The 14371-nt window shown below is 42.8% G+C and carries 8 protein-coding genes; 6 read left to right on the forward strand and 2 right to left on the reverse strand.

Translation table 11 applies throughout. From position 1 onward, the window contains the following. Positions 1–18: 18 nt before the first annotated feature. From WDM69_RS05460 to WDM69_RS05485, 6 genes are all read left to right on the forward strand, one after another. The gene (locus WDM69_RS05460) at positions 19–1773 is read left to right on the forward strand and encodes a FimV/HubP family polar landmark protein (RefSeq protein ID WP_078306719.1); all 1755 of its coding nucleotides are present in this window, start codon (positions 19–21) and stop codon (positions 1771–1773) included. Between the two features lie 164 nt (positions 1774–1937). Next, positions 1938–3065: an asparaginase domain-containing protein gene (locus WDM69_RS05465; RefSeq protein WP_240494840.1), complete on the forward strand. Its 1128-nt coding sequence runs from the start codon at positions 1938–1940 to the stop codon at positions 3063–3065. Between the two features lie 39 nt (positions 3066–3104). After that, complete coding sequence (truA, locus tag WDM69_RS05470; protein WP_078306720.1) at positions 3105–3995, forward strand: tRNA pseudouridine(38-40) synthase TruA; 891 nt, start codon at positions 3105–3107, stop codon at positions 3993–3995. A 119-nt stretch (positions 3996–4114) separates the two neighbouring features. Beyond that, positions 4115–4339, forward strand: coding sequence for a translation initiation factor IF-1 (gene infA, locus WDM69_RS05475; protein ID WP_078306721.1), 225 nt, complete (start codon positions 4115–4117; stop codon positions 4337–4339). A gap of 182 nt (positions 4340–4521) precedes the next feature. Next, positions 4522–5676 carry an outer membrane protein assembly factor BamD gene (locus tag WDM69_RS05480; protein ID WP_078306722.1) on the forward strand — a complete coding sequence of 385 codons (1155 nt, stop codon included), beginning with the start codon at positions 4522–4524 and terminating at the stop codon, positions 5674–5676. Positions 5677–5865: 189 nt separating this feature from the next. Then, positions 5866–8028: a DNA primase gene (locus tag WDM69_RS05485; RefSeq protein WP_078306723.1), complete on the forward strand. Its 2163-nt coding sequence runs from the start codon at positions 5866–5868 to the stop codon at positions 8026–8028. 37 nt (positions 8029–8065) lie between these two features. On the opposite strand, the gene WDM69_RS05490 is transcribed toward WDM69_RS05485, so the two are convergent. Next, positions 8066–9316 (reverse strand): carboxynorspermidine decarboxylase, encoded by a 1251-nt coding sequence (locus WDM69_RS05490; RefSeq protein ID WP_078306724.1) that lies wholly within the window; start codon positions 9314–9316, stop codon positions 8066–8068. A gap of 121 nt (positions 9317–9437) precedes the next feature. Then, the gene (locus WDM69_RS05495) at positions 9438–14288 is read right to left on the reverse strand and encodes an NAD-glutamate dehydrogenase (protein ID WP_338755071.1); all 4851 of its coding nucleotides are present in this window, start codon (positions 14286–14288) and stop codon (positions 9438–9440) included. Positions 14289–14371 lie beyond the last annotated feature (83 nt).

The raw sequence follows: 14371 nt of genomic DNA on the forward strand, positions 1-14371 counted from the left end.
TATAAAATAGGAATTATTATGGAAAACATCGCTCTTATTGCCATTGTGGTTTTAATCATTATTCTGGCACTGGTTTTTATGTTGATGCGTCGCAATCAAGCTGATGCTGATGTGTTCGAAGATGAACCACTTCTACCATCAAAGACAGAACACACCGATTCTGCCATGGCAAATCAGCCAACACCCATGGATTTAGCCGAGCAAAACGTGCCATCGCCACAGTTTGGCGTGGTGGCTAAACAGTTGATGGCACAACAGCGTTTTGACGATGCTGAAGCCGAATTACTTAGGGGCATACACTCCCAACCTAACAATACTCAGCTTAAACTTGATTTACTCAATTTATATGCCCAGACCTCCAACATCAACAAGTTCAATCAGACATATGCTCAAGTTCAACAATCTGGTGATACTGGCATCATCAGTGAAGCCAAACACCTTAAATCTTTAATAGACGCAGAGATACAAACACGCCATCAATCTGAGTCTAAACCTGAGCCATCAGTCCAATCTGTCACATCAGATGATGACACACCTTTAGATTTTAATGCTGGTAATATTGATAATGCCCTTGACTTTGGCAACGAGCAACCTGTGGCACAACAGCCCATGGCACAAACCACGGTGGCACAAACAAGTGACGATGCGTTTAACGACAATGCGTTTAGCTTAGAAGATTTAGAAGCCGATTTATTAGACACCACGTCTACTTTAGATTTAGACACCAATGATGATGCAGGCTTAACTGGTGATGACGACTTAACATTTGATTTAGATGACAGCAAGCCCACATCTGATCAAATCACATCACCTACCACAGCTGAGAATGATGGTTTGGATTTTGATTTTGGCATAGAAAGCACAGAAGAAGACCACGCCACTGCCACTCAATCAGACCAACCCAGCCTACAGACGGACACAAACGATGATTTAACCGTTCTAACTGACACTCTAGACACATCAGATGATTTGTCATTTGACTTATCAGAAGATGATGTTGTGTCTGACAATCTTGTGTCTGATGTTGAATCTGCTGATTTAAGCTTTGATATTGAATCTGATTTTGACTTGAACACAGAAGTTGATGCCACTGAATCTGCCGTTGTCCGAGATGCAAATATTCAAGATGCAAATGAAGTGGTTGTGAATGATGTTAGTGAAATCAGTGCTGATGCCCTGACAACTGACCAAGGTAACGAAGATGATTCATCATTAGATGACTCTTTGGACTTTGATTTAGGCAGTTTAGATGATGATGCTTCTAAAGTTGCCTCTGATTCGCCCACCACACATCTTGATGACACAACAGAACTTAGCAATGAGTTTGACTTGAGTGATTTTGGACTTGATGATGATCTGATAACACAAGATGATTCGTCCCAGCCAAGCCAACCGCTAAATCAGCAACCCCAACAACCAAGCCAACAAGACAGCGATGATCGACAAGCGTTTGACTTGGGCATGGATTTAGATTTTGATACGGCTGATATTTCACCCGTTCAATCTGATGTTAAAGCTCAAGAGCCTAGCATCAGTGATTTAACACCCACAGACCATGATGCCAATGTGGCATCAGATAAGTCAAATTTAGTGGATTTATCTGAACTTGATGTGTCTGACTTGGATAACGCACAAATCACCATGGATTTGGCTGGGCAATATATTGAGCTTGGTGAGTATGACAGTGCTCGTCGGCTGTTAAATGAGATTACTCAATCTGCCAATGAACCGTATTTAAATCAAGCCAAAGAGCTGTTGGCACAAATCAACTAACCACTGTTGGTCTGGTATGGCCATAACCACGATTGTGGCACTACCAGACCATGATTAAAGTAAAAAATTAGGCACGCTTAAGTCTGTGCCTTTTTTTATTATGGTGGTTGTTATTATGGTGATTGTTTATGAAAAATTTTATTCGATGATTACTGGTGTCATTCATGAAAAAACCTTTGTCTTCTTCCATCAGTCATATTGACGTTATCTATGCTGGAGGCACATTTGGTAGCTTTGGGCAACCGCTTGCTCCTTTATCCGCCAAGGCATTTTTACCAATACTCCATCAAATCATGCCAAATACCACAGACATCACGTTAAACATGGTTGACAATTCGCTAATCAAAGACAGCAGTCAATTTGATGTTCCAGACTTTCTCACGTTTTATCGCCTGATATTAAAGCATTATGCTCAAGGACAGCGGTATTTCTTACTCATCACAGGCACAGATACCTTAAGCTATTTGGGGGCTTTTTTGGCAGAAGCTTTTGCAAATTCTGACATACGTTTGGTATTAACCGCCAGTATGCGGCCGCTACTCGACCCCACACGACTGACAGATTATGTCATCAATCCCCAATCTGATGCCAAGGATAACTTTCACTTGGCAATCGGACAACTGCTTAAAGATAAAGCAGGGGTCTATGTTGCCATTGGCAACGATGTCTGGCCTGCTCAAACAGTGCAAAAACTGCACAGTCATGACATGTTGGCTTTTAGTGGTCATCAAAAGGTGGGCTATCCTGCCAGCAGTTATCAAGACCGATTAAGTCAGACAACAAAGACCATGTGGCTAGAACAGCATCATCAATCAAACATTGGCAAAATCAACCACAACCACAATGGTCAGTCATCACTCTTAAAAAAGCCATGCTGTGTGCAAGTTATCTATGCCCTACCCAGCCATATTGATGACCATGCTGATGAACATATGAATATCCATGCCAGCCAGTTAAGGCACATCATCACCCAAGCGGAAAAAAACAACACACCAACGGCTGTGATTTTAATGAGCTATGGTGAAGGTAATTTTCCAAAGTCACATGCCATGCAGACGATGTTAAATCTTGCTTATCAAGCAGGCATCATGGTGATAAATAGCAGTCAAGCTTTGCTGGGCGGTGTCAGTGATAATTATGCCGCTGGCAGTTGGTTGGCTGATTGTCATGTCATCAGTGGTGGTCGTCTGACACTACCAGCCATTTATGCTCGCCTTTTATGGTTGCTGTTGACCTGCGACTCGCCCAAACGTCGTCGCCAACGTTGGCAACACACGGTCAGTCAAGTTTAATCACCGTCAGTTAAATTTCATAAAAGGCCAGCAATCACCATGTCTGAAATCATAACAACAATCATCACAACACAAACCCAACAAAACAACATCAACCCTAAAAGCTTTGATAAAGAGTCACAAGACACATCTTTTACCTATGCCATTGGGTTAGAATTCATCGGCACAGCATACCGAGGTTGGCAACGCCAACAAGAGGTTATCTGTATCCAACAAGTGGTGGAAGAAGCCATTGGTCGCATTGCCAATGAGCCTATTGAAGTGGTTGCCTCTGGTCGCACTGATGCTGGCGTTCATGCTGGCAATATGGTGGCACACTTTCAGACAAGAGCCAAGCGTCCGTTATATGGCTGGTTCCGGGGCATCAACAGTTTGCTGCCCAATGACATCACGTTACGCTGGATACAACCGATGCCAACCGAATTTCATGCTCGTTTTTCTGCGATAGCCAGACGTTATCGTTATGTTACTTTATGCCAACCATACCCGCCTGCTCTGCTTTATGGACAGGTAACTCATTTAACCAAGCAACTTGACATCACAGCTATGCAAAAAGCAACCGATTGTCTTGTGGGTCAGCATGATTTTAGCAGTTTTCGAGCAGCGGCATGTCAGTCACGCCAACCTGTCCGCTGTGTCAGCCATGCCAAGCTGTTTTGTCATGGTGCATTTATCGTATTTGATATTCAGGCAGATGGTTTTTTGCACCACATGGTACGTAATTTAATGGGGGCATTGTTCGCCATTGGTCAAGGTGAATTGCCAACCGATGCCATTGAAACCTTAATCACTGCCAAAGACCGTACCCAAGCCCCTGCCACAGCGGCGGCTGATGGCTTATATTTCATTGATGCCATTTATCCACCGCATTTACAACAACATCTGCCAAATATGGATAAAACCCCTGTTTGGCTAGGTTTGCCACAATAAGTTTGCCACAATGGTTTTAACATAACGGTTTTAACATAATGGTTTTGACATAATAAAGCATTTGAAAAACTCACCCCACAAGCGTATAATTTGGCTTTATTTTTTATTAAGACATCATTATGGCAAAAAAAGACGACATCATCGAATTTGAAGGCGAGGTCATTGATACTCTGCCAAACACACTGTTTAAAGTTCGTTTGGACAATGGGCATGAAATCATCGCTCACATATCTGGCAAAATGCGTAAGCACTACATTCGTATTTTGACAGGGGATAAAGTCAAGGTTGAGATGACTCCCTACGATTTGTCAAAAGGTCGCATCACCTATCGTGGTAAAAACTGATTGCTGATTTTATATTGCTGACTTCATCATCATGCACAATCACATCAACATGATCGCCACGCCTTAAGCGTGGTTTTTTAAAGCCAATTTATGTTAAAGTTGATGATTAAAATTGATAACTTGTGCTAAAGTTGGTGAATTGTTTTGTTCATCTTTTCTTTGGATTGCTCTGGATTGTTACCATGTCTCATATGAAAGCCATTTGTTCCGTTACGCTGACTTGTTTGGCACTAAGTCTTGGCGGTTGCCAATCTTTATCTTGGTTCAATAAATCAACAGATGCCATTGCCACTGCCGAAAATAGTGCTGAAGAATATTATCGCATTGCCAGTGAAGCGATTAAAAAAGGCAATTACAATCATGCCTCAGAAAACTTAAATAATCTAAGAACCTTTTATCCTGCTGGGCGGTTGGCAGAGCAAGCATTGTTGGATTTGATATATGCGTCTTATCAGCAGGGCGAATATGAACAAGCAACGGATTATGCCAATCAATTCATCACGTTATATCCCACTCACCCAAGAGTCGATTATGCTCAGTATGTCAAGGGTGTCGCCACCATGCAGGGCGAATCTGGATTGCTTAATGTGTTTAATCTGGATAAATCTCAACGTGACACTGCTTATTATCGAGCGGCATTTTATGATTTTTTAATCTTGGTCAGCCGTTACCCCAACAGCATTTATGCACCTGATGCGGCTCAGCGTATGACTTATATTTATAATGAGCTGGCAGCTCACGAGATGTATGTGGCAGATTGGTATGTTAAGCGTGAAGCTTATTTGGCAGCCGCCAATCGTGCCAAATGGGTATTTCAGTATTATCCTCAAAGCAGTTCTGTCCCTCATGCCATTGCCACCATGGCATATGCCTATGAGCAACTGGGCATGACCGATACCGCCAAAGACTATAAAACCTTATTACAAATTAACTATCCTAATTTGCTTGGTCATCAAGGACAAGTGCTACTGCCCAGTGCCACCAAACAATCTTGGCTAAATAAAATCAGTTTTGGCAAACTGGGTAAGGCAAACACACCACAACAGTCTCAAACCACAGGCAGTCATACACAAGCCACCAAAGAACAAATCATCAGTCAAGCATCACAGCTACAACTGCCCAGCAGTGCTAATATGACAACAACACAAAGCACTAAGACAAATGACTTTAATAACTCTGCCACAAATCATGGTATCCGTTTTGGTCTGGCAGATGAGCGTCGCATCAATGATGATGTTATCCCTGCAAACACTGACCAAGACAATGCAATCACCACTCCAATGCCCTCACTGGCTGATGTTGCCATTGAACCGATTGTGATGCCAACCACCAACTAAATAACAATGTTCAAATAACAATGTTTAAATAACAATACCCTAATAGCAACACCAAATGATGGTGGTCTTATCAAACCACAAACATTTTGGTCAATGACTATCTTCAATGATTGTCTAATGGCTTTAGAACCTGTTAATCATCAATTGACGCTTTAGTGCTGTCTTTTATCGTCTTGTCAATGGATCATCATGAACATACCCAATCATATCATTGACCAGCTAAACAGTCAGGCAGATTTGGTTGGCATCATCGGTCGGCACACGCAACTAAAAAAAGCAGGCAATGAGTTTAAGGGCTGTTGCCCTTTTCATGGTGAAAAAACGCCGTCCTTTTATGTCAATCCCAGTAAAAATCTATATCACTGCTTTGGCTGTGGGGTCAGTGGTAACGCCATCAGTTTTTTAAAGGATTATGAAAATTTAACGTTCATTGAAGCGGTGCATGAGCTGTCAAAACAGACAGGCATTACCATTCCAGAAAATGACAAACAACATACCCGCTATCGCCGTGGTCATCAGTCAACCACTCAGTCAACCACCAAACCAACCAAGCAAGCAAGCAACCACCAAGCCAAGCAAGTAGGCAATCATCAAACACATGGCATCACACATCATGACCATGGCATGCCACCTTATCATGATGTGCCATTGCTGGATACTACCTTGGCAATGAATGCTTTGGCTGACACATCATTGATTGACACATCATCATTCACCGATTGGCACCATTCTAACCTTGTTCATTCTGCTGATGATCACGCCAACCAACATGCCGATGGTGATTTATATGAACTGTTACAACGGGTACAACAGTTTTATCAACATCAATTACAACAAACTCCCACCGCTCAGCGTTATTTTATCAGTCGTGGACTCACTTGGCAGACCATTGCCACCTTTGGGCTTGGCTATGCTCCAAGTGGTTGGCAACACTTATCACAGGCGTTTCCTGATGACATAGAAGGATTGAAAATATTGGGGCTTATTCGCCAATCTGATGGCGGACGTGATTATGATTTGCTCAGAGAACGGGTCATTTTTGCCATTCGTGATAATCAAGGACGGGTCATTGGGTTTGCAGGGCGAGCATTAGACAACGAGATTAAGCCAAAATACATCAATTCTTCTGATTCACCTGTCTTTCATAAACAACAAGTACTGTATGGCTATTATGAATCACGTCAGCAAAAAGCCAGTCGCTGGTTGGTGGTGGAAGGTTATATGGACGTGATTGCTTTGTATCAAGCAGGCATCTATGGGGCAGTGGCTTCAATGGGAACTGCCACCAATGAGAAACAAATCCAGCGGTTACTCAAATTTAACGACACTTTAACCTTGTGCTTTGATGGTGATTCCGCAGGGCAAACGGCGGCATGGCGAACGCTACAACTAAGCTTGCCCATTTTACAAGACACCCAGACATTAAAATTTTTAACACTGCCACAAGGGCATGACCCTGATAGTTATGTCAAAATGTTTGGCAAAGACAGCATGGTTGAGCAAATAGACAATGCCACCATACTCTCAGATTATGTGTTTGCTTATCTTAGCACGCAGATTGACTCAGAATCACCTGAAGGCAAAGCCAAGATGATGTCTCAAGTCAAACAGCTGACTGCTTTATTGCCCAAAGGCAGTAGTTTTCGCCATCTGCTCAACAACGACATCTATTATCGGTTAACGGGCAGACGCAACCAAAACAAAGCCGTTAAAGATGCGTTGCTTAACTTTAATAGCCCTTTACAAATTCACCACCACCTTCAACTGTGCTTATTTTACCAACCTGAACTCATAGATGTGGTATCGCTTGAGCAGATTTGGCGGACATCTAATATCCATGCTTATCGGCAAATCAGCCATGAAATCAGCAAATTAACCAACAACAACTTGCCCATTCCGCCACTGCCCACATGGAGAGATTTTGGCAGAAAAAGAGAGGACAGACAAAAAGATGACCAACCAAACGACAACAATGACACAAAACAAGACATGGCGTTACCCAAATTGGTTGAACTGATTGAGTTGCGATTATCACAGTCAGACAACAAGGTGCTGTTCACATCACCCAACCACGCCTTTCATCATTTACTGGCAAGCCTGCCATCTTCTTTGTATGCTGACATCATTCCACATTGGGCAAATTTTTATCACAGTTTTAGTCAACAAACGGTGAGCGATTTGTCCTTATTGTTCCAAGAGTTGTTATATCAACAGTTAGATGCGATATTTGAACAACAAATGCAAGATTATCAGTCCATATATGCTCGTGAATTGATTAATAAACAACGCCAACAGCTGAAAACTTGGCTATCCATGTTGCAACAAAGTTTTAATGCTGTAACAAAGTTTTAATGCCATAACAAAGTTTTACATTGTCATTCAACTTTAATCAAGACAAACTGGATTTAAAATCTTCATAAGTGAATTGTCGTTGTGTTTCAATTTGTCCATTCAACCGCTTAATCACAATCGCTGGCATGGCAGCACCATTAAACCAATTCTTTTTTACCATGGTATAGCCTGCGGCATTGCCAAAGGCAACTTTATCACCAGTTTTTAGCTCAATGTCATTCAATGCGTATTCACCAAAAATGTCCCCTGCCAAGCAGGATTTACCATAGATGATGGTATTGCTGTCATTGGTCTTATTGTCAGAAACATTTGTGTCATCATTATTTATGCCATCATTATTTATGCCATCATTGTTGTCCTGCAGCTGGCTAATGGGGAATAAATTGATGTTTTGGTCATTGATACCAACCAAGGAGGCAGATTCTCGATAAATCAATAAATCCAACATGTGCGCTTCAATACTGGCATCAACCACTGCCAAAGGCTTACCATTGTGCATGGTGTCCAACACGCTGGTTACCAGTAACGCACCATTGTGAATGCTTGCTTCTCCCGGCTCAAGATAAACTTGCACGCCAAAGTCATCAGAAAATTGTTTTAGCCGTTTAGCAAACGCTTCCACAGGGTAATCTTGAGCAATGTAATGAATGCCACCACCCAAACTCACCCAATCCAAACATGGCAACACATCAGAAAATTTATTTTCAATGTCATCTAAACTGGCACAAAAAGCATGAAAATCATCATTTTCACAGTTGTTATGTATCATGATGCCACTGATGTCATTAATCACTGACATGATTTTATCCACATCATGCTCACCCAAACGACTAAATGGGCGTGCAGGGTCGGCAATGATGAAAGAGGAATTGCTGGTTTTTGGGTTGACACGCAGACCAATGGGAATGCCCTTTTCATCAGCAACATGACGAAAGGCGTTCAGCTGGCTGAAGCTGTTAAAAATGATTTTATCAGCATGGCTCACCACATCATAGATTTCATGTTCAGCGTACGCCACACTGTAGGCATGGGTTTCACCGCCAAATTTTTCTGCCCCCAATCGCACTTCGTTGAGTGATGATGACGTTGTTCCATGTAAATAAGGTTTCATGGCATCAAACACCCCCCAAGTGGCAAAACATTTGAGTGCCAATAATGCTTTTGCCCCTGATAGGTCGCAAATGCGTTTGATGATGGTTAAATTGTTGACAATGGCTTGTTCATCTATCAGATAATAAGGGGTGGGTAAGTTGGGTGTTGTTGATTCAATGATTTTTTGACTGGACATGGGATTTTCCTTACAGGTTGCATTCAATGAACAAATATTTCAATAAAAACGCCTATCCATTAAGATAGGCATTAAGTTAGGTATTTTAGTGATTAGGCACATTCTCTAAAAAAGCGTTTTATCAAGATGATAAATTCAAACTGCCCATCTCACTTAACAACACAGATAACGCTGATAAACTGACCTGCCCTACGTCATCAGTACCGCTTAGGTCATCTTTGGCTTGTTGCAAACGCTCAAGCTCTGCGTGGTTTTGCTCTTGCCATTGTTTGATGGCAATGACAGGATTGTCTTCATCAAGCAGTGGCAAAGCAATCGCCTTGATGGTCTTGTTGAGTTCATGGATTAACGCATTATTGGCACGTCTGTCCCAATGGCTTTGTTGTGGCAAAGACGCTACTTGAGCGTATAACCAACCCACATTTAAAGCATCGTAAACAGCGAAATATACTTGGGCGGTTGTGCGAATGTCACTGTCTGCTTGCTGTGCCAGTTGAACCACATCTAAGGCAAACGGATAAATTGGCAATTTGGCAAAGACATCAGCTTGCTCAGCACTGAGACCAGCATTTAACATCTCATCACGGCTGTCTTGCAAACTCTTAGCAAAATGAACATTCATCAGCTCTTCATCTGCCAATAATTGTTGCACAGTGGCTTTGAACTTATCGGTCATCTCGGTAATGGACAGCTTTTGCCCATTGGCATTGATAAACCATGCCATGCCCTGCTTGAGTGCTTGACGGATTTTTAACTCAAGTCTGATTTGTTCTTGGGCAGCCACTTGGTTATCTAACTCTTCTAGCACACGCCATGCGTGATACACATCATAAACATCACGGGCGATGGCATAGGCTCGAGTGATGGTTGGGACGTCTTGCCCTGTCTCTTCGGTTAAGCGAAAAACATTTTCGATGCCCAGTCGATTAACCAGTCCATTGGTGAGATAAGTACTGATGATTTCACGGTGTAAACGATGTTCGGTCATCTGTTCAAAGTAAGGCGTGTCCAACACATCAGGGAAGTATTTACGCAACTCATTGGTAAAGTAAGCTTCATCGGGTAAGTCTGATGTGAGCAGATTGTCATATACCCACATTTTGCCATAAGCAAGCAGTATGGCAAACTCTGGATTGGTCAGACCCTTACCTGATTTTTGTCGCTCTGCCATCACGGTGTCATTGGGCAGTCGTTCAATGGTACGGTCAAGGCGACCGTTGCTTTCTAGCATTTGCATAAAGCGCTGATGTTCATTAAGGCGTTCCGCCGCTTGATAGGCACTTAACTCAATGGTCTGTGGTTGTAGGTAGTTTTGGCGTAACACCAATTCAGCAACACTGTCGGTCATGGACTCAAGCAACTCATTACGTTGCTTCATGGTCATGTCGCCTTGCTTGACCACATCACCCAGCAAAATTTTGATGTTAACTTCATGATCAGAGCAGTTCACCCCACCTGAGTTGTCAATGGCATCGGTATAAATGCGTCCGCCATGTTGAGCATACTCGATACGACCCAATTGGGTGCACCCTAAATTACCGCCTTCACCAATAATTTTGGCACGCACTTCATCACCATTGACTCGCAAACTGTCATTGGCTTTATCACCCACATCAGCATGCGTCTCACTACTGGCTTTGACATAAGTGCCAATACCACCATTCCAAATCAAATCAACAGGGGCTTTAAGTAACGCATGTATCAGCTCATTGGGGGTTAAGCTATCTTCTTCAATGGCAAAGGCTTGTTTCATCTCATCAGTGATGCTGATGGACTTGGCTTGTCTTGAGAACACACCGCCACCTTGGCTAATCAGCTGTGGGTCATAGTCTTGCCAGCTTGAGCGTGGCAAATTAAACAGACGCTCACGTTCAGCATGACTGATTTTGGCATCTGGAGTGGGATCGATAAAGATATGTAGGTGGTTAAATGCCGCTTGCAACAAGGTATTGTCTGATAATAACATGCCGTTACCAAAGACATCGCCACTCATGTCACCAATACCCACCACAGTGAATTCATCGGTATGTTGAATGTCTTTACCCATTAAGCGGAAGTGTCGCTTGACAGACTCCCATGCCCCACGGGCGGTGATGCCCATGGCTTTATGGTCATAACCCATCGAACCACCAGATGCAAAGGCATCATCTAACCAAAAATCATATTCTGCCGCTAAGGCATTGGCGATGTCTGAAAAGCTGGCAGTGCCTTTATCGGCTGCCACCACCAAATAAGGGTCATCGTCATCATGACGCATGGTGTCATTTGGTGGCACAATTTGCCCATCGATAATGTTGTCGGTAATGTCAAGCATGCCTCGGATAAAGGTCTGATAACAAGCGATGCCTTCTTTTAGCCACGCTTCTCTGTCCATGCCTGCCTGACGAGTTTTGACAATAAAGCCACCTTTTGAGCCAACTGGCACGATAACCGCATTTTTCACCATTTGTGCTTTGACCAGACCAAGCACTTCAGTGCGAAAATCTTCCATTCTGTCTGACCAACGTAAACCGCCACGAGCGACTTTACCACCTCGCAAATGCACCGCTTCTACTTTGGGTGAATACACATAAATTTCAAACATTGGCTTAGGTTCAGGCAGGTGCGGAATGGCATTGGCAGCAAACTTAAACGACAAACGGTCTTTGCGTTTACCAGCTTCATCACGTTGATAAAAGTTGGTGCGCAACATCGCATGAAGTAAATCTAACAACCAGTGAATGATGCGGTCTTCATCCAAACTGCTCACTTGCTTTAATTGCTCATCAATATGGGCTTGAATTTCTTTGATGGCAGACTCACGTTCTGTCATCTCTGGCGACATGCGAGCATGGAATAATTCTACCAACTTCACGGTGATGGAGGCATGTGCCACCAATGTCTGCACAATATAGTCATAAGAAAACGGGGCTTTTGCTTGTAGCATATAACGTGATAACGCACGCAACACGACCACATCATAGGTGTCTAATTTACTGACCAAAATCAGCTCATTTAAGCGATCGCTTTCAACTTCTTCTTGCCAAATACGTTGTAGACTGTCTTCAAACTGACCACGCACCACTGACAAATTCACCGTATCCACATGGCGTAATTGCAACGCATATTCTTGCATCCACAGTGTCGGTTGAGTGGCAATCTCATACGTGTTGGCAGAGATGACTGCCACACCAAAATCTTCTAAAATTGGCAACACATTAGATAAAATGGCAGGACGGTCTGTGCCATATAACTTTAAATGTAGCTCGTTATCAGCATCACCTGTGGATTGGAATAAGTGCCACTGCATGGGGTTATCATCACTTAGCGCATTTAGGCGTTTGATGTCTTCTACCGCCGTGCGTGGGTCAAAACTTTCTTGATACGCCGCAGGAATGACAGATTTATAGCGATTAAGCAAACCATTGGCTTGATTTTCACCCAAATCATCAAGCAATGCCTTAGCAAAACCATCTGACCAATCTTGCATCAATAGGCTAAGCTTATGCTCTAATTTGCTGATGTCCACGTGATTGATTTGCCCTGGAATGGTTCGAACATGCACATGCACCCGTGCATGATAGGCTTCATTCATCTGAGTACTAAACCCTGAAGATGTGCCACCGAAGGCATCAACCAAGGCTTTTTGGACTTTAATACGCAACATGGTGTTAAATTTATCTCTTGGGATATAAACCAAACAAGAGACAAAACGTTGATAATGATCAACACGAGCAAATAAACGCAGACGATGCTTATCTTGTAGTTGCGAAATTCCTGTAACGATGGGATACAACTCATCAGTATCGCCTTGAAATAAGTCATCTCTTGGCAGAGTATTGATGATGTGCATCATTTTTTGATGGGCATGCCCATGCTTAGGCAACTGTGCCATGTCTAACAAAGTTGTGGCTTTTTCTCTTAATAGAGGAATTTGCTGTACACTAAGCTGATAGGCTTGTGATGTCAGCAAGCCAATAAAGCGGTATTCACCCACCACATTGCTTTTATCATCGAACTTATGAATGCCCAAAAAGTCCATATACACAGGGCGATGCACAGGTGATTGCTGGCTTGATTTAGACAATAAAAGCACCTTAGGTAAAATCAATAATTGCTTAAGCTGTTCTGGCAGTTGCTTAAAGCTTGCTGATGGTTTATCTTCGTCGGCTGTTCGCAACAGCCCCAAACCTGAACCACCGACGGTAATGAGCTCTATCCCACCACGCTCATCTTGCTCTAAACGGTACTCTCGAAAGCCCAAAAAGATAAAGTGATCGTTTAAAATCCATGATAAAAACGCTTCAATCTCTTCATAAGAATGATAATCATCTGGCAGTGTTACTTGACTCAATTCATTTTTGATGTGTTGTAAGCGATCGTGCATCTGTTGCCAATCATTGGTGATGGTGTCAAGTATCCCCACTTTATTAAGAAGTGTCTGCTCAAGTTCGGATAAATCATTGGCATCTTGACGGTCAATTTCAATATGAATGAGTGACATGTGTTTGGTATGGCTGGTATTAGCAGAGCTGACTGCCTGAATGCGACGTTCATTGTCCCATTGAATGTCCATGATGGTGTTGTGAATGCGATGCACATTGATGCCCTGCTCTTCTAGAGTCATGGTCATGGTGTCCACCAAAAATGGACGATCATACGCCACGATTTGTATCACGGTATGCGAGCTATGAAAGTGGTGAGCTTCAGCAACAGGATTTATCACCGCAATCTGTGGTTGTCCAGTTTGATAACGGGTGAGCATCATATAGTGATGCAATGCCATGCCTGCCAAGTCATCGTTACTGTATTTGGCGGCTGTCTCGTGATACAAACTGTGATAGTAAGCCATCATAAAATCAGACAAACTGCTCTGTTTATTAGAGACGTATTGATTAGCAATGTCTGCCAGTTGATTTAAGCGTTCACCATCGATGTGTTGGCTTTGAGTGCTGTGATGTGGTTGATGGTGTGATTGGTTGTGGTGTGTCATAAAATCCCTTATTGAGTCTAGGTTTGGGTTTATTTGGCTGCTTATCTATTTGGCTGCCCATTATGGCTGCCCATCAAAGTGGC

Source organism: Lwoffella lincolnii, from assembly GCF_037201985.1.
Classification (GTDB): Bacteria; Pseudomonadota; Gammaproteobacteria; order Pseudomonadales; family Moraxellaceae; genus Psychrobacter; species Psychrobacter lincolnii.

What these genes read in the sequence shown, in the direction of transcription:
- truA (WP_078306720.1), top strand. Translation starts at nt 3,105, where the DNA reads ATGTCTGAAATCATAACAACAATCATCACAACACAAACCCAACAAAAC.
- WDM69_RS05480 (WP_078306722.1), top strand. Translation starts at nt 4,522, where the DNA reads ATGTCTCATATGAAAGCCATTTGTTCCGTTACGCTGACTTGTTTGGCA.
- WDM69_RS05460 (WP_078306719.1), top strand. Translation starts at nt 19, where the DNA reads ATGGAAAACATCGCTCTTATTGCCATTGTGGTTTTAATCATTATTCTG.
- WDM69_RS05495 (WP_338755071.1), bottom strand. Translation starts at nt 14,288, where the DNA reads ATGACACACCACAACCAATCACACCATCAACCACATCACAGCACTCAA.
- WDM69_RS05485 (WP_078306723.1), top strand. Translation starts at nt 5,866, where the DNA reads ATGAACATACCCAATCATATCATTGACCAGCTAAACAGTCAGGCAGAT.
- WDM69_RS05465 (WP_240494840.1), top strand. Translation starts at nt 1,938, where the DNA reads ATGAAAAAACCTTTGTCTTCTTCCATCAGTCATATTGACGTTATCTAT.
- WDM69_RS05490 (WP_078306724.1), bottom strand. Translation starts at nt 9,316, where the DNA reads ATGTCCAGTCAAAAAATCATTGAATCAACAACACCCAACTTACCCACC.
- infA (WP_078306721.1), top strand. Translation starts at nt 4,115, where the DNA reads ATGGCAAAAAAAGACGACATCATCGAATTTGAAGGCGAGGTCATTGAT.